The organism is Neisseria flavescens, from assembly GCF_001618065.1.
In the GTDB taxonomy this organism is placed as follows: domain Bacteria; phylum Pseudomonadota; class Gammaproteobacteria; order Burkholderiales; family Neisseriaceae; genus Neisseria; species Neisseria flavescens_A.
Genome location: NZ_LAEI01000059.1, coordinates 37,730 through 54,539, shown reverse-complemented (window position 1 = coordinate 54,539; position 16,810 = coordinate 37,730). Strand labels below are relative to the sequence as shown.

Sequence of the window (16,810 nt, the reverse complement as noted above, 5' to 3'; positions counted from 1 at the left end):
TAAGCAAGTCGTCACCACCATCACTATCCAGCCGCCTTCGGGCGGCTGTGTGTTGAAACTGCTTCGCTGTATTCGCTAGATAAGCCATTTTGCAGCCGCTTCGGGCGGCTGTGTGTTGAAACGACAAGTCTTGAAGAATAGAAACAGCCAAACTGCAGCCGCCTTCGGGCGGCTGTGTGTTGAAACTGAAGACTGGAGAGCGTATTCTTACAGCTCAGCAGCAGCCGCCTTCGGGCGGCTGTGTGTTGAAACTGAAGACTGGAGAGCGTATTCTTACAGCTCAGCAGCAGCCGCCTTCGGGCGGCTGTGTGTTGAAACTCTTTGGGTTGAGTGTTTGCCGTCCGTTTTCGGACCAGCCGCCTTCGGGCGGCTGTGTGTTGAAACTCCGTCAGCTCGTCCTTATGTCGCTTCGCAGTATGTGCAGCCGCCTTCGGGCGGCTGTGTGTTGAAACTGCTACGTCATCCTCAAAATTTAGGGATAGCGGTATCAGCCGCCTTCGGGCGGCTGTGTGTTGAAACGGTTGTCACCTCGGTTAAAGCAGGAGACCCTGACAGCCGCCTTCGGGCGGCTGTGTGTTGAAACTTATCAAGCTCTGGGTCAAATTTGGCGTATTCCCACAGCCGCCTTCGGGCGGCTGTGTGTTGAAACTTTACTACCGTGGTTTGGGAAAACTGATGTTTTATCCAGCCGCCTTCAGGCGGCTGTGTGTTGAAACCAGCTCGCGCGCATAGTTTTGAGCCGCCAACAGCCAGCCGCCTTCGGGCGACTGTGTGTTGAAACCTTCGGACGCAATGAACCTAGCTTATATCGCAGGAACCAGCCGCCTTCAGGCGGTTGTGTGTTGAAACGTCGATTATCGGCATTGATGCCTTGCGCCTGCCTGCCCAGCCGCCTTCGGGCGGCTAGTGTGTTGAAACAAAGTAAGGCATTTAGTGGCACAAGGTCGTCTAAACCAGCCGGCTGGGTGTTGAAACTCTGCCACCGTATCTCATGTCTGAGTAGGGAAGAGGGGGCTGTATGTTCAAATATCGTCCAAGCAGACCGCTCTTCTTTTGATCCTTCGCTTTTCGAAGCTTTAGTGAAAGCTGTGGAGGATATTAGAAGCAAGTTATAAAGGGTAATTAATAACAATGCCGTCTGAAAAAGTTTCAGACGGCATTTTTTATATTTACATATTAAATTTAATATCATATTATCATTGAATCTATATCAATTTGAATTTTTTAGAATTTCAATATGAAACCCCTAATTTACTACGCCCATTCCGCCCAAGACAAACTCGGTAATCTCTTGCCTTACGAACATTGGCAAACCTTACAAAGCCATTCGGTAAATGTTGGGGAAATGGCGGTGGAGTTTGCTCAGGTATTCGGTGCCTGCCATACTGGACAGCTTCATGACTTAGGGAAATATTCAGAACTATTTGACCGTCGATTGCATGGGGCCCTTCAGTCGATCATGCTACCGTTGTAGTCAAAATTGCAAAAATGCTTGCTTCAGGGTGGGTTCCAAAGTATAAACTGTGGTTATCTTACTTAGGCTAGATAACTTTATTAATAAATTAAAAGGCAAAAATAATGGAAATTAAACAAACCAATTCGACCATCAAATCTCGTGCGGCGGTGGCATTCGCCCCAAATCAACCCTTACAAATTGTGGAAATCGACGTAGAAATGCCGCGTAAAGGCGAGGTGTTAATCCGCAATACCCACACTGGCGTGTGCCATACTGATGCGTTTACGTTATCAGGAAGCGATCCTGAAGGTGTATTCCCTGTGGTGCTTGGACACGAAGGTGCGGGTGTGGTTGTTGCTGTGGGCGAAGGTGTGTCAAGCGTAAAACCGGGTGATCACGTTATTCCGCTTTACACCGCAGAATGTGGCGAATGTGAGTTTTGCCGTTCAGGTAAAACCAACTTATGCGTCTCAGTGCGTGATACACAAGGTAAAGGTTTAATGCCGGACGGCACGACGCGTTTTTCTTATCAAGGTCAGCCGATTTATCACTATATGGGCTGTTCGACCTTCAGCGAATACTCAGTTGTTGCCGAAGTGTCACTGGCGAAAATCAACCCAGAAGCGAACCATGAACAAGTATGTTTACTCGGCTGTGGCGTTACCACAGGTATTGGTGCGGTACATAACACAGCAAAAGTGCAAGAAGGCGACTCTGTTGCAGTGTTTGGTTTAGGGGCGATTGGTTTGGCTGTGGTGCAAGGTGCGCGTCAAGCCAAAGCCGGTCGCATCATCGCCATTGATACCAATCCCTCAAAATTCGAGTTGGCAAAACAGTTCGGTGCAACTGACTGTTTAAACCCGAACGATTACGATAAACCGATCAAAGATGTGTTGTTAGACATCAATAAATGGGGTATTGACCACACCTTTGAATGTATCGGCAACGTAAACGTTATGCGTCAGGCATTAGAAAGTGCACATCGTGGTTGGGGACAATCCATTATCATCGGCGTAGCAGGTGCAGGCCAAGAAATTTCAACTCGTCCGTTCCAGTTGGTAACAGGTCGTGTTTGGAAAGGCACGGCATTTGGTGGCGTGAAAGGCCGCTCTGAACTTCCGAAAATGGTGGAAGATTCAATGAAAGGCGACATCCAGTTGGAACCATTTGTAACCCACACAATGACGCTCGATCAAATCAATGAAGCCTTTGAGTTAATGCACGAAGGTAAATCGATTCGCGCAGTTATTCATTACTAAGGTACGCGATGAAACTGATTGAACAACATCAAATTTTTGGCGGTTCACAACAAGTTTGGGCACATGATGCCCAAACGCTTCAATGCGAAATGAAATTTGCCGTCTATTTGCCGGATAATCAGGAGAATCGACCGCTTGGTGTGATTTATTGGCTTTCCGGCTTAACTTGCACTGAACAAAATTTCATTACCAAATCAGGCTTTCAGCGTTACGCGGCAGAACATCAGGTGATTGTGGTTGCTCCTGATACCAGCCCTCGCGGAGAGCAAGTACCGAACGATGCTGCTTACGATTTAGGGCAGGGTGCGGGCTTCTATCTTAATGCGACCGAGCAGCCTTGGGCGACGAATTATCAAATGTATGATTATATTTTGAATGAGTTGCCTAGTCTGATTGAGGAAAATTTTCCTACCAACGGCAAACGTTCGATTATGGGACATTCAATGGGCGGACATGGCGCATTGGTATTGGCATTGCGAAACCGGGAACGTTATCAAAGTGTTTCTGCCTTTTCGCCCATTTTGTCGCCAAGTCTCGTGCCTTGGGGAGAAAAAGCCTTTTCTGCCTATTTAGGAAAAGATCGCGAAAAATGGCAGCAATATGATGCCAACTCGCTCATCCAACAAGGCTGTAAAGTGCAAGGTATGCGCATTGATCAGGGTTTGGAAGATGAGTTTTTGCCAACACAATTACGCACCGAAGATTTTATCAAAACCTGCCGTGCGGCAAATCAACCGATCGATGTGCGCTTCCATAAAGGCTACGATCATAGCTATTACTTCATCGCCAGTTTTATTGGTGAGCATATTGCCTATCATGCGGCATTTTTGAAGTAAATCAAGGAAGTGATTCGTGAATCGATCAAATGTTGGTATGAACGTTAATTTTTCATGTTAACGAAAATAAAAGGCATCAGATTGATGCCTTTTATTTTTATAAATAATAATAAAAGTGCTATTAAAATTATATATTTACTAGAATCGGCATAAGGAAGACTTTGCAAAACCTCCTTGCTCACTCTACTTAAATATCACCCCATTCCAATCCAAATCGCTGTAAATATTTCCTCAATCGGTCGCTGTCATTGACTTTTGCCCTTTCTGTTCGGGAGACGTTGAACAATGCACGGCCGGCAGCGGCCATGTTGGGATGTTTGCGGCATTCGTCGATAACGTGTTGCAGTTGTAGTTTGTCGAATAAATCCAATGTGTCCCAATCGATTTTATCGGGGTAATCTTGTGCTTTTTCAGACGGTCTGTTATGTAGGAGGCCGTCTGAAAAGGGTTCTTCCGACCATAACCATTTGAGGCGTTCGATTTCGGCTTGGACTTGTTCTACTTGTATCCTGCCTTGCGGCGCGAGTGTGGCCAGGCGCATGATGCTGGCGGCGAGGTCGCGGAAGTTACCGCGCCATGGTGCTTGGTCTGAGTGAGCGAAGTCGAGGTAGGCGGCCAGGGCTTCTTTGTTGAAGCGGGTAGTGCGGCCGAGTTCTTGCGAGACTAGGGCAAGCTGGTGTTCGACGTTGGGCTCGATGTCTTCGCGGCGGTTGGCGAGTGCGGGCAGTGGGTAATTCCAGATGTTGATGCGGGCGAACAGGTCTTCGCGGAAGCGTCCGGCGCGAATTTCGTGGCGCAGGTCGCGATTGGTGCCGGCGATGAGTTGGAAGTCGCTTTTGACTTCGCTGTCGCTGCCGACGGGATAAAAGTGTTTTTCTTCAATGGCTTTGAGCAACATGGCTTGCTCGTCTAAGCCCAACTCTCCGATTTCATCTAAAAACAATACGCCGCCATCGGCAGTTTTTAGGTAGCCTTCACGTTTTTCTGCGGCGCCGGTAAAGGCGCCTTTTTTGTGGCCGAACAGGGCGGATGCTGCGCCGTCGCCGCGAAGGGTGGCGCAGTTTACATCGACAAACGTGCCTTTAATCAGATGGCGCGCTTTTTTCAATTCAAAAATCCTGCGTGCCAGCATGGATTTGCCTGCGCCTGTCGGGCCGGAAAGCAGAATGGGGGAAGGGGAGTTGAGCGCGACTTGTTCGATTTCGGCAATCATGCGGTTGAAGGCGGCGTTTTGGGTGGAAATGCCGCTTTTCAGGTAGCGCACTGCGTCATCGCGTACGGCGGCAAGGCGTTCGGCCAGTACGTCGTAACGAGCCAAGTCCAAATCTATGATTTCATAACTGCCGACATTGCCGTCCTCCATACTGCGTCTTTGGTTTTTGGGTGGAGCGGTTTGTAACAGTACGCCGGGGATTTGACGCGATTCCACCAATAAAAACAGACAGATTTGGGCAACGTGCGTACCCGTGGTGATGTGGGTGAGATAGGTTTCTTCTTCTGTATCAAATGGATAACTCGCCGCCCAATCGTGCAGCTTAGTATAAACCTCGGAGAAATCCCACGGATTTGCCAGCTCCATAGACACGAGATTGACGACTGTGTGCGGCGACACCTGCTGAATATCGGCTTTTACATGATCCGCCAGTTCGCGGTATTTTTCCGCATAAAACAGCTCCATGCGGTCGAGATGAAAATCTTGACGCTGATTCATGGCGACATTCGGTCGCCACTTCTGCCAACGCCCTTGACCGAAACCACTGTCCAATACCGTACCGAGAAAGCTGACGGCGACTTGTTTTTTGTTACTCATCTTTTATTCCGTTTATTCCGTTCGAGTCTCAGACAGCCTTGTATTCAAGCTGCCTTCTTCATGTTTGAGATGGCCTGAAAAACTCTTTTTACTCAGGTGGTATCACTAACATAGGAATAACAAGCGTCCATTTTTCCAGCTGTTTAGTACCGATTTTTTCTGGGATACGTTGGCGAAATGATTCTCCTACTTCGTCTAAATAACGTACTCTGAAAGTGTTGGCGTAGGCGGTAGTTTTTGTCGGCAACGGTGGTAATTTAACGGTACGGGCAACTTCAATATTATCAGAAAGGAAAATATATCTGCCATCCTCCGTCCGTTTCATTTCCAGTGGATCGTCTTTTTTCAGCTTCGCAGCAGTAAACAGGCGTTGTCTCACAGTTTCGACATTGTTGTGACAAACGATGAAGTCGATATCCAAATCACTTTTGCTGTCGGTTTTTCCCTCGGCTGCCGTGTTTCGATAAGCAGCCAAACGTCTGTATTCGGTATTTAAATCAGGTAATTCGGTAAAGATTTGAGCCACTCTTTCAATATCATCAGGTAGCTTTGCCATCCAAGGATGCTCTGGAGTAGTTTGCAGTAGGGCCAATGTTTCTATGGCACGAGTCATAGCAACGTAATAAAGCCTCTGTTCTGCTTCGTCAGCTCCCTGCCAACCTCCGTCTAAAATGAAGACGTGCTTAAACTCCAATCCTTTGACTGCATGTGCCGTGCCTAGAAATATACCTTCCGAACGGGTTTCATGTTCATCACCTACATACTCGTAGAGCCAGCTTTTCAGAAAGGCTGGCGAATATCGGTTAACAGTGCCACTACCGTTTTCAGACGCCCCGTTGTCTTCTATGGGCGATGCTTGGATTTCTGCCTCACGACTCTCTGCAAGGTTATCCAACTTTTCAGGTAGCTTCTCATCTTGCAGTGGATATTCGTTTAAGAAATCAGTTTGTAATTGCCTAAACCAAACGCACCAATTACCCCCACTTTTTTTCACTTGTTCACTAATAAGTTCTGCAAAAGCTTGTGATGTAAGGCCTTTGGTTGTTTTTCCACGCCATCAATCAGGCGGACAAACTCACGGGTGTGGCGCAATTTGATTTTGCTGCTTTTGTCGGCACTCAAGAAATAAGGTATGCCGTTTTGTTCACACCATGCTTGTAGAGGTTTGAGACTGACATTATGACGGGATAAAACTGCAATATCATTCCATGCGACTGCGCCCAAGGTTTTCAGACGACCTATTTCTGTGATCACCGCTTGTGCCTGTATGTTGCTGCTGCTACCGAACGGCAGGCTGATGTGGCGCACACGCCCCTGCCGTACGCTGTCTGTTGCAGCCCATCCGCCACCGTTGGGCTGTGTTTGACGTTCAGGGTTGATAACAATCGGATGCAGTGTTTTCAGACGACCTCTCATACCGTTTATCACGCTGTTGGCGGCGCTGATGATGTGCTGCGTACTGCGGTAGTTGTAGGTCAAATAGTCAGGTTGGGCAACGTCGTAGTCTTTTTGGAAGCGGTGGATGTACTCGTTGCTGGTACCGTTGAAGGCGTAGATGTTTTGGTCATCGTCGCCGACCGCTAGAATGGTCAGCTTGTCTTCTTCAGCCCGCTTCCTACCCGCAAGCGCAGAAACAAGCCGGTAGTGTTCTTCACTGATGTCTTGGTATTCATCTACCAGAATATAGCGGAAGCCTGCCATGATACGTTCGCGTGTTTCATCGTTACCATCATCGTTTTCAAGGTCGTCTGAAAGCATAGCGGCAGCCTGCCTGCACCATTCTTTAAATTGACTTTTGCCGTATTCTCGGTTGTTGCCGTCAAAGCGCACACCCAAAAGCCGCATTGCCATACCGTCATAAGTCATAACCGTAACGGCAGCAGCAAGAGGGCCGACCAGTCCGAACAGGCGGCGCTTGACCTCCTGAGCCGCCAAACGGTTGAAAGTCAATACAATGATGGCGGATGCGGGAACATGTTGCACCCGTAAAAGGTAGGCAACACGGTGTACAATAACTCGCGTTTTTCCTGAACCCGGTCCGGCAAGAATAAGACGGTTGCTGCCGCTTTGGTCGGTAACAACGGCTTTCTGCATCTCATTCAGCCCGTCTGTAATTTCACGCAGGGTTTGTGGCGATGCAGGCTCGTCCAATTCTTTCAGACGACCTTTAAACCATTTATTCTTAAAATTCTTTTCTTCCAAGCCAAAGTAATCACGCACCAAATTCAACCCTTCAGTAAGATTTTTCAGTGCTAGAAGGGCATATTCCTGCATCACATGGATTTGAAAGCGTTTTTCGCCGTAAAAAACGGAAAGCGGTTTATAATCCTCCGCGAGATACTGGCGTTTAGCTGAGAGTGCTTTGGGATTGGGTGTGATAGTCATGGCATGTCTCAGAATGGTCATGCCGTGGTTGAGTTTGATAATGCCTTGTTTGTGCATAAACAGCAGTGTCTGCCTGAGCAGAAGCTCGCGACGGTCAACCGGGATTTGTACCGATAATACTAAATCGTCGGCAAGCTGCTGCACCAATTCACCCATACGGGTTTCAACCATTACGTCTTTTTGACGCACTCCATTGGTTTTTGCCATCAGGAATGGTAAAAGGCACAGGCCGATATTACGGCGAAGTTCGGCATTGTTTTGTAGGTTTTCCCAACTGTCGCTTTTGGGATTCTTGAAACGTATTTTCAAAAGGTTGTTGCCAACATCACGGATTTGGAAACTTCCACTGCTGTTTGTTCGCTCTGCTGCTTTATCATCGGCAAGCGACTGCATCAGAAGTTTGATTTCAGCAGGATTGGTTTCTAAACCTACCTCATGCATTTGGTGGCAGACAGCGCTCAATGAGAGGTTTTGCCAAATACCTTGATCTGCTTCTGGAATTTCGTTTTTTAAAATCTGCCAGAGTTTTTCCTCACAGGCGATAACTTGTGCCAGACGTTTGTCGGTAGGCTTTATGTTATCGGTACGCAAAATGATGGTCATATGCGTATCGTTGGTAAGGATACCCAATTCTTCCAGCTTTTTTAGATGACCTCGCAATTCGGTGAAACTACATGCTGTTGCCTGCACCAAATCATCGGTACTCAAAGGCGCGTCCTCTGGCGCTTTAAACACAATTTCGGCAATGGTTTGGTAAATTTCCGAGATACGCTTGCTGAACTTGTTTTTTTCAATAATCGCCAGCGCCTCATCTAGATTCAGACGACCTGAGCGTGCGGGGAAAATACGGGTTTGATTTTCCTTACGCTCCAATAAGTCTGCACGTTCCAACCATGCCAATACGGTTTTGACTTTGGTATCTGCCTGTCTATCATCGCTGTCAAAACTCATGTACTCCTCGGTGTCGCGCAAAATTTCGCCACCTGTTGCCACGATTTCACCGCAATGGTCTTTGCCGTATGCCGCCTGATTCAGCCAACCAACTTTCTTCCACACTGATTTCAAATCGCGCAATTCGATTTGCGACATTTTGCTGATGGAAAACTGTGTGTCCACGTCTTTGCCGTCATACAGCAACACGCATTTTGCCTCTGCCTGATCACGCCCTGCTCTGCCCGCTTCCTGCAAATAATTTTCCAGCGAGCCGGTGATTTCAGCGTGAATAACTAAGCGTACGTCAGGTTTATCCACGCCCATACCAAAGGCGTTGGTGGCGACAATAACGCGCAAATTACCGCCAATAAACTGGTTTTGAATATCGGCTTTTTCGTTATTCCCCAAGCCTGCGTGGAAATGCTCACATGCCCAGCCTTGTTCTTTCAGATAATCCGAATAGGTTTCCGCACTTTTCCGCCGCCCGACAAATACCACTGCACCTCCGCTTTGATGATCAAGTTCACGATGCAACAGTTCGTTGATTTTTTGCTTTTTAAGGTCATCTGAAATTTCCAGCACATCATAAAACAGATTGTCGCGCTCGTTATCACCAATAAATTGGCGGAACTCAATACCAGCCTCCACACGGAAATGGTTAGTGATGTCGGCGAGGACATCGGGTTTGGCAGTAGCAGTAAAACAACTTACTGGAGCCATCGTACCGTTGTTTTTGCTGTGTTCAGCGATAAATTTAACTGCGTATAGATAGTCTGGACGGAAATCATGGCCCCATTTAGACAGGCAATGTGCCTCATCGAATACCCAGCCGTTGATTTGGCGTTGCGAAATAGCGTTAATAAAACTGGTGTTGCGGAACTGTTCAGGTGCGACAAACAAAATGCCGATATCGCCCAAAGCTATTTTGTCTAAAATTTGGGCGCGTTCAACCACCTCAACCAAGCCGTTAAGCATAGCAGCGCAGGTAGCTCCTTTTTTCTTCAAACCGTCCAACTGATCTTTCATCAGCGATTGCAAAGGTGAAACAACTATTGTCAAGCCTCCGTTGCGGTAGTAGCGGTTGAGTGCTGGCAACTGATAACACAAGGATTTGCCGCCGCCCGTGGGCAGCACCGCCAGCGTATGCAACCCCTTCATACCTGATTGCACCACAGCACGTTGTCCACCATCAAATCCTTTTACATCGCGAAAAGTAGGCAGTTTGAAATAACGCTGTAACTGCGCCTCAGGATTGAGCGTATCCTGACAATAACGGCATTCCGTACTACCGCAATCATGGTCGCGCAATTCGGCAATCAGCCGAGCCGTATCGGGAAACTGGTGCCTCACCCACGGAGCTAACACAGAATTACCACCAGAGACATTTAACCAAGATAAGGCATAACTGAGGGAAGGATATATGGCAGGATTGCGGATGTCAGTTTTCATTAACTCCAAAAAACGTGTACGGCAGACTTTCAGACGACCTTGATCATTGTTGTCCTGCATCATCAACCAAATAGTGTCGATCAGTTTCTTGACATCTGGCGATGTATCATGCTCGGGAATCATAATGTCTTCTGAAAGACGATACGGCAGGGGTATATCAGACAGGGCTGTCCACAGCGCAAACTCCTTGGGCTTTTCGGCTTTGATTTTTCCGAACGCAGTGCATTGGTCTTGAAAAAGCTGCCAGCAAGCGTGACAGTCGGCAAGTGGGGAATTAATTTCAGAAGAGATGATTTTATGGTTTTTGATTAGTCGGTGATACGGATTTTGCGGAAATGCCAAAGGCGAGAGCCACAGCGTATCGATAACAGGCGCTTTAAGCCATGCGGCTTCGGGCACTACGGCCTTCAAATATTTTAAATCGTGCCCGAGGATGTTGTGCCCCATCAGCCACTTTAGTCCACTGGTCAGATGAGCCATTTCACACAAGGCGGTATGAAAACCCTTTTCTCCACGAAAAGCTTTTTCAAAAAACAAACCTGAGTCGGGGCGGAATGCACCGATTTTGAACGGCTTGTCGGTTTTTGGATCGACTTCCAAATCAATGATAAGAACAGCGGGGATTTGTCCTTTTGTAGCAGTATTCATTTTTAGACGACCTCTAAACAATTTAAACAATTCTTTCCAGGACAAACGCGCCGTAATCATCGCCCAACGGTAGCTCGAAATCCGTATGCAGGACTTGGCGTTTTACTTGTACAGTTTCGTCAGTTTTCGGATTAAAGCCTTCTTTTAAGGCCGTCTGAAAATACACACCGAGGCCACGTTTCTGCCACGCAGGCAGTTCGTTAAAATTGATATTGTTTTCAAATAACAAATCGTGCTTTTGCACGCGTGTCAGGTCGCTGACGGCATCTGTAGCGCGGGACGCGCTTTCTCCTTTCTTGCGCAACATCCAATAGCAGTGGGCGTTGAGCGCGTTGCGGTATGAGTCTTCGTGCCGCCAACGGAAATAATCGACCACCAGTTTTTCGTTCGGCAAAACGCAAACCCGTGCATCAAAAGCAGCAGGTTGCCCGTGTGCCACCGAAAAGGCAGCGCTGGCTTCACCAGCCAATACAGAAATGATTTTGCGCGTTTTGCGTTTGAACGTATCGTCGTCTCGACGCAGCAATAGTGAAATTTCATCGCTTTCCGAATAGCCGTACGCCACATTGAAGCCGCATTTCATCAAATGACGGACGGTGTGCGCCATCAGGTCGCGGAAACGAATGTCGAACGGGGCTTCAAATTGCCAAATTTCCTTGGTTAGTCGTGTAAAACCGCGCCCGTCTAAGCGTACAACAATAAAATTTTCCTGTGGTACGCAAAAATCATAAGCAGTTTCGTATTGTCGCAAGCGTTTGTCCAAATCATCGAATTGCATCATATATCCTTGTATATCTTATTTTCTATATAACTATCTATAAATATATTTTTTAGTATTCTACGCTTCTTACCGATAAAAGCTACTTTGAAATATATTTTCTTTATATTCAATCAATTAAAAATTATATTTATAAAAATTCCATTCTTGGCACGCTGTTGGCTATGTTGTGAATGTAACGATACAGCAGATGCTTCGGGAAATACAGTTACCGGAGAAAAATTTTCCGTAAATTTAGCTGCTGCGTGGTTACAGGGCGAATGCCAACAAGACTACATTTGGATTAACAGGTTCGAATCCTGTCTCGTCTGATAGACGTTGAACATCTTGTTTATTTAGTCGCCCACCTTTTCAATATGGCAGGCAAATGCCTAGGGAAACTACAACATGGATACCCTTATGTCGCAGGTTCGAGTCCTGTCTCTGTTATCCAAAATAGCAGAGTAGCTCAGTTGGTAGAGCCAAGGCATGTTTCCCTTAAAAACTTGTTGCATGCCATATTACTTTTACGGCAGTAGGCGGATGCTTGAAGAGAGTACATTAACCTTTCACGTTAAACCGTTCTTTTCATGTTTATCCGCTACGTTGCCATCCATTCGAGGCCGTCTGAAATATTCAGGCGGGCTGATATAAAAACCGTTTTCGGTATATTTGGCAAATACCGGAGGAATTACAGCCTGCTAAGCTCGAGGTCGCGGGTTCGAATCCCGTCTCTGCCGCCAACTATGGCAGAGTAGCTCAGTGGATAGAGCGCGTAAAAATTTCTCCACTCTTTGTTGCCCAATGTGCCACCCCTTATGGGCGAATGCCATTAGGATTACATTCCTTTCTTGCTACAAACCTGAATGATCCTAATTAAACTGGTCGCCCTACGGCAGTAGGCGGATGCCCGGAAGAGAATACATTAGCTTTCAGTTAAAAACGCTTCTCTTCATCTTTAGCCGCCACACTGCCACCCATTCAAGGCCGTCTGAAAAACAAAGCTAAAACAAGTTCAGACGGCCTCAAACCAACAATATGAAAGAAAATGAAAATGGCTAATACTACTTTGTTTCAATCTATTAAAAACCGTTTTACTAAAACCGATACCCATAATGAAGCCGGCGGCATCGCCTACACGCTGACACCCAAACAACAGCTGGCCCAGCTTGCCGCTACCGGTTGTCTGAACAATACCTACTATGCGGATGCCCAAAGTCAGCTTGACCAAGTGTTGAAATTGGTAGAAAGCCTGGATGCCGAGTTTATCCCCAAAACTGCTGTATATGCCCGTCAAAAAGGTTTTATGAAAGATATGCCTGCGCTGTTGCTTGCCGTGTTGGCGCAAAAAGACGTGAACATGCTCGCCCGCGTATTCGACCAAGTAGTGGACAACGGTAAAATGTTGCGTAACTTCGCACAAATTATCCGCAGCGGCGCAGTCGGCAGAAAATCTTTCGGCAACCGTCCGAAAAAACTGATGCAGACTTGGCTTTTGACCGCCACCGAAAAACAACTGTTGAACGCCGCCGTCGGTAATTCGCCGTCGCTGGCAGACGTGGTCAAAATGGTGCACCCCAAACCGCGTGAAGCATGGCGTGCTGCATGGTTTGCATGGCTGATCGGCAAACCTTACGACCGTGAAGCATTGCCGCCCATTACCCGCGCTTTTGAAGACTACAAACAAAGCCGAGAAGGCGAATTGCCCAATGTTCCTTTCCAAATGCTTACAGCTTTAGACTTGAACAGCGGCGACTGGGCGCAAATCGCCCGAAACGGCTCATGGCAGCAGGTTCGTCAAAACCTGAACACTTTCCTGCGCCACGAAGTTTTTGCTAAAAGCAAAAACATCAAAATGGTGGCAGAAAAACTGCGTGACGAAACCGCCATTGCCCGCGCCCGCGTCCTGCCTTATCAGTTGCTGACCGCGTATCAGGCAACATCTAATCAAATGCCGTCTGAAATCCGCGAAGCCCTGCAAGATGCGATGGAAACCGCCGTACAAAACGTACCGGCCATCCAAGGCAAAGTCGTGGTTTGTCCGGACGTTTCCGGCTCTATGCACAGCTCGGTTACCGGCTATCGCGGCAGCGCGACCAGCAAAACCCGCTGCATCGACATTGCCGCACTCGTATCCGCCACCATGTTGCGTACCAACCCGCAAGCCCGTGTGATACCGTTTGAACAAATCACGGTAAACGTGCAGCTCAATCCGCGCGACAGCATCATGACCAACGCCGAAAAACTCGCCAATATCGGCGGCGGCGGAACGGCATGCAGCGCACCGCTTGCCATGCTGAACCGTGAAAAAGCCGACGTGGATTTGGTCGTCATCGTGTCAGACAATGAAAGTTGGGCAGATGACAACCAAGGATGGGGCGCAACAACCAGCCTGATGAAAGAGTGGAATATTCTGAAACGACGTTGCCCAGAAGCCAAACTCGTTTGTCTGGATATCCAGCCCTACACCAAGGCTCAAGCACGAAACCGTCAGGATATTTTGAACATCGGCGGCTTCTCCGACCAAGTATTCTCCCTGATTGGTTCCTTTGCCGAACGAGGCATGGGTACAGATTTCTGGGTAGAAGAGATTGAGAAAACCGAGCTGGCGGCGGTAAATTAACCAAGGGGTCGTCTGAAAGTAAATCTGAAATATGACTTTTTAATCTTTTAGAATTATATTTTAGACTCCTCTTTCACTCATGTAATCAATAAGTAATATCGATTATATATAAAAATATTTAATTTTTTAAACTTATAAAGGAAATATAATGTTTAATTATAGTTTGAATACTGATATTAACCAAAAGATCAAAACATTTTGCTCACGATGTAATAATACGACTAACCATTCTATAAAAATCGACTATGAAGAAACCTATAATAGTGATGACTATGGTTCTTGCACAAATTTTCAAATTATAAAATGTGATGGCTGTGATCACATTAGCTTCAGAAAACTTTTCTCTAATAGCGAGGAATTTGAATATAATATTGATGGAGAGATAGTATATCTTGAAAGAGAAGAAATCTATCCCGAGCGCACTACCAAACACAAACCAATCGATATGGATGATTTACACTTAATACCTAATAAGTGCAGAGAAATCTATAAAGAAACTAACTTTTCTTTAGAACATAAATTTAATTTACTCGGCGCTGTTGGTTTACGTATCTTAACGGAAGCGATTTGCTTAGATCAAATTAGAAAAAAAGGAATTAATGCCTCTGAAAGTGATAACCTTTTCAAAAAAATTGATTTATTAGCTGAAGAAGGGATTTTATCACAAGACTCAAAAGATATTTTACATGCTATACGAACTATTGAAATGAATCTGCACATCAAATTGAACCACAACCAATCGAATTACTAACCTTAGCCTTTAATATTTTGGAGGATTTATTAAAAACGCTATATATATACCCTAAAGAGTTTAAAAAAATCAAAAGTCAACAAGATTTTAAGTAGAAATATTAAGAAAGCCGCTAATCCGTAAATCTATCAGAAGGTTTATGGTCAATTACGAACGAAAATGGGCGCAAATTTTTGAGCAACAAAAACCAAGCAAACTATACCAGCGCTGGTAAGCCAACCAAACAATTATCATGAAGACATAAGAAAATCATTTTCAGACGACCTCAAACACCAAACGTCGTCTGAAAACCCAAATAAGGAAACCAAGCGCTATGCAAAAATTTATCTTAATCCGCGGTCATCAAGGTTCGGGAAAATCGACGTTTGCCGAACAAAAAGCCGCCGAATTTAAAGCGCAGTATCCAGATGCGGAAGTTGTCCGTATTGAAAACGATTTGTTCATTACCGATGAATACGGTGAATATCGTTGGTCGGGTGAAGCAGTGGATAAGGCGCAGAAACGCGGCAATGCCTTGATGACTAAAACCTTGAGACTTGGACGTCAAAATCCGAATCGAAATATTCTGATCATTAATTCCAATACCAACCAAAAAGCTTCGCGTTGCCGTCATTTATTGGATCAGGCAGAGAAAAGCGGTTTTGAAACAGAAGTTTATCGACTACACAATTTCTATCCCAACCTGCACAGCGTGAAAGAGCATGACGTGTTGGCGGCGTATATCAAGCTGAACCAAAACCGTGTGGCAAACGAAATCCACATCGAGGCCGTGCAACCGGCAAATGCGGAGCAGTTAGAAAAAATCGAACAGATGCAGGCTGTCAAGCATAAGCCGCTGGTGTTTGATGAAGCGCAGCAAACCTTTGTGACCGATCATTATCTGCAACACGGCAGCCGTAACTTCACCGCCAAAGCATCCAAGCGTTATCCTGAATTGCGCGTGTTGAAATACGCACGCAGCGTGTTCTATAACAACCGCTTTGATGATGCTTTGCTGGAAATGCGCGGTTTGATTATCGACGCGCATAATCGAATCATCGTGCGCCCGTTTAAAAAAGTGTTCAATTATTCGGAACGTATTGCCAAAGGCAGCCGCTATCCGATCAGAATCGGCGACGAGAGATTGGTGAACGCAGTGGTGAAAGTAAACGGCTTCCTCGGCTGCTGCACTTTCGTCTCGCTTTCAGACGACCATCCGTCCCATGGCGCGACGTTTGACGGCAAAGTGCTGTATTCGACTACCGGTTCGCTTGATAGCGCGTTTGCAGATATGACTACCGCACACTGCGCGCAATACGAAACCCTGTTCCGCACGTATCCGAACCATACTTTTTTGTTTGAAATCACAGATGCGAAAGATGTACACATCATCCGCGAAGAATTGGGCGAAACCTTAATCGGCTGCATTGACGTGGCGACCGGCCGTCAATTTTCTGAATCGGAATTGGACGAAATCGGCAAACAATACGGAGTGCGCCGTCCTGAAACGCTGAAAAACATCACGTTTGGCGAGCTGAAAGGCCGTCTGAAAAATGTGGAACACGAAGGCTTTATGGTATTTGATGCGCAAAACGGCGAAATGCTGTTCAAACTTAAATCGCCGTATTACCTGATTTCCAAGTTTCTGGGACGAAGCAACGAAGGCAATATCGGCCGCAAACTCGACAAACGCCATGTTGATGAAGAATTTTATCCTTTAATCGACTACATCCACGAGCATCAGGAAGCGTTCAACGCTATGCCGGAATTGGATAAGATTGCGTTCATTCAGGCGTTTTTGAGACAGTTGTAAGGCCGTCTGAAAAATGCTATATGCTTGTGTTAGTATAGCGCTGGCGGATGGAGTGTTTCATCTGCCATACTTTTAGTGAATAAGGAAAAACAATGAAAAAACAAGTATCGT

11 protein-coding genes and 1 pseudogene are annotated in these 16,810 nt (G+C 46.4%); 8 read left to right on the top strand and 4 right to left on the bottom strand.

Annotated features, from left to right (window positions below; genetic code table 11):
• Window positions 1–130: 130 nt before the first annotated feature.
• From TW89_RS12300 to fghA, 5 genes and pseudogenes are all read left to right on the top strand, one after another.
• Window positions 131–580, top strand: a complete 450-nt coding sequence (locus tag TW89_RS12300) for a hypothetical protein (RefSeq protein WP_432757680.1) — start codon at window positions 131–133, stop codon at window positions 578–580.
• The gene (locus TW89_RS12295) at window positions 574–732 is read left to right on the top strand and encodes a hypothetical protein (RefSeq protein WP_432757679.1); all 159 of its coding nucleotides are present in this window, start codon (window positions 574–576) and stop codon (window positions 730–732) included. Before TW89_RS12300 ends, TW89_RS12295 begins: the two co-directional genes overlap by 7 nt.
• A gap of 505 nt (window positions 733–1,237) precedes the next feature.
• Window positions 1,238–1,485 (top strand): annotated as a pseudogene (locus tag TW89_RS12140) (CRISPR-associated helicase/endonuclease Cas3); the annotation flags it as partial.
• A 93-nt stretch (window positions 1,486–1,578) separates the two neighbouring features.
• Entirely contained in the window at window positions 1,579–2,715 is a 1,137-nt protein-coding gene (locus TW89_RS09480) for an S-(hydroxymethyl)glutathione dehydrogenase/class III alcohol dehydrogenase (protein WP_128581284.1), read from the top strand.
• A gap of 8 nt (window positions 2,716–2,723) precedes the next feature.
• Window positions 2,724–3,551, top strand: a complete 828-nt coding sequence (gene fghA, locus TW89_RS09475) for an S-formylglutathione hydrolase (protein WP_128581283.1) — start codon at window positions 2,724–2,726, stop codon at window positions 3,549–3,551.
• Between the two features lie 187 nt (window positions 3,552–3,738).
• Here fghA and rtcR read toward each other — a convergent pair whose 3' ends face one another.
• The 4 genes from rtcR to TW89_RS09460 form a co-directional block, all read right to left on the bottom strand.
• On the bottom strand, window positions 3,739–5,361 hold the full coding sequence (gene rtcR / locus TW89_RS09470) for an RNA repair transcriptional activator RtcR (protein ID WP_128581282.1): 1,623 nt from the start codon (window positions 5,359–5,361) through the stop codon (window positions 3,739–3,741).
• An 88-nt stretch (window positions 5,362–5,449) separates the two neighbouring features.
• Window positions 5,450–6,355 (bottom strand): ATP-binding domain-containing protein, encoded by a 906-nt coding sequence (locus TW89_RS12135; RefSeq protein WP_283114709.1) that lies wholly within the window; start codon window positions 6,353–6,355, stop codon window positions 5,450–5,452.
• Window positions 6,352–10,776 (bottom strand): RecQ family ATP-dependent DNA helicase, encoded by a 4,425-nt coding sequence (locus TW89_RS09465; RefSeq protein WP_283114708.1) that lies wholly within the window; start codon window positions 10,774–10,776, stop codon window positions 6,352–6,354. The genes TW89_RS12135 and TW89_RS09465 overlap by 4 nt, the downstream gene beginning before the upstream one ends.
• A 22-nt stretch (window positions 10,777–10,798) precedes the next feature.
• The gene (locus TW89_RS09460) at window positions 10,799–11,554 is read right to left on the bottom strand and encodes a tRNA(His) guanylyltransferase Thg1 family protein (RefSeq protein WP_128581287.1); all 756 of its coding nucleotides are present in this window, start codon (window positions 11,552–11,554) and stop codon (window positions 10,799–10,801) included.
• A gap of 1,027 nt (window positions 11,555–12,581) precedes the next feature.
• On the opposite strand from TW89_RS09460, the gene TW89_RS09450 reads away from it, so the two are divergent.
• The 3 genes from TW89_RS09450 to TW89_RS09440 all read left to right on the top strand — a co-directional run bounded on the left by TW89_RS09450 (window position 12,582) and on the right by TW89_RS09440 (window position 16,699).
• Window positions 12,582–14,156, top strand: coding sequence for a vWA domain-containing protein (locus TW89_RS09450; RefSeq protein ID WP_128581281.1), 1,575 nt, complete (start codon window positions 12,582–12,584; stop codon window positions 14,154–14,156).
• 148 nt (window positions 14,157–14,304) lie between these two features.
• Window positions 14,305–14,907, top strand: coding sequence for a DUF4145 domain-containing protein (locus TW89_RS09445; RefSeq protein WP_128581280.1), 603 nt, complete (start codon window positions 14,305–14,307; stop codon window positions 14,905–14,907).
• Window positions 14,908–15,220: 313 nt separating this feature from the next.
• Window positions 15,221–16,699, top strand: a complete 1,479-nt coding sequence (locus tag TW89_RS09440) for an RNA ligase (protein ID WP_128581279.1) — start codon at window positions 15,221–15,223, stop codon at window positions 16,697–16,699.
• Window positions 16,700–16,810: the final 111 nt, after the last annotated feature.

Excerpts from the sequence above, each read along its gene's own strand:
- TW89_RS09480 (WP_128581284.1), top strand. The coding sequence starts at position 1,579 with ATGGAAATTAAACAAACCAATTCGACCATCAAATCTCGTGCGGCGGTG.
- fghA (WP_128581283.1), top strand. The coding sequence starts at position 2,724 with ATGAAACTGATTGAACAACATCAAATTTTTGGCGGTTCACAACAAGTT.
- rtcR (WP_128581282.1), bottom strand. The coding sequence starts at position 5,361 with ATGAGTAACAAAAAACAAGTCGCCGTCAGCTTTCTCGGTACGGTATTG.
- TW89_RS09465 (WP_283114708.1), bottom strand. The coding sequence starts at position 10,776 with ATGAATACTGCTACAAAAGGACAAATCCCCGCTGTTCTTATCATTGAT.
- TW89_RS09460 (WP_128581287.1), bottom strand. The coding sequence starts at position 11,554 with ATGCAATTCGATGATTTGGACAAACGCTTGCGACAATACGAAACTGCT.
- TW89_RS09450 (WP_128581281.1), top strand. The coding sequence starts at position 12,582 with ATGAAAATGGCTAATACTACTTTGTTTCAATCTATTAAAAACCGTTTT.
- TW89_RS09445 (WP_128581280.1), top strand. The coding sequence starts at position 14,305 with ATGTTTAATTATAGTTTGAATACTGATATTAACCAAAAGATCAAAACA.
- TW89_RS09440 (WP_128581279.1), top strand. The coding sequence starts at position 15,221 with ATGCAAAAATTTATCTTAATCCGCGGTCATCAAGGTTCGGGAAAATCG.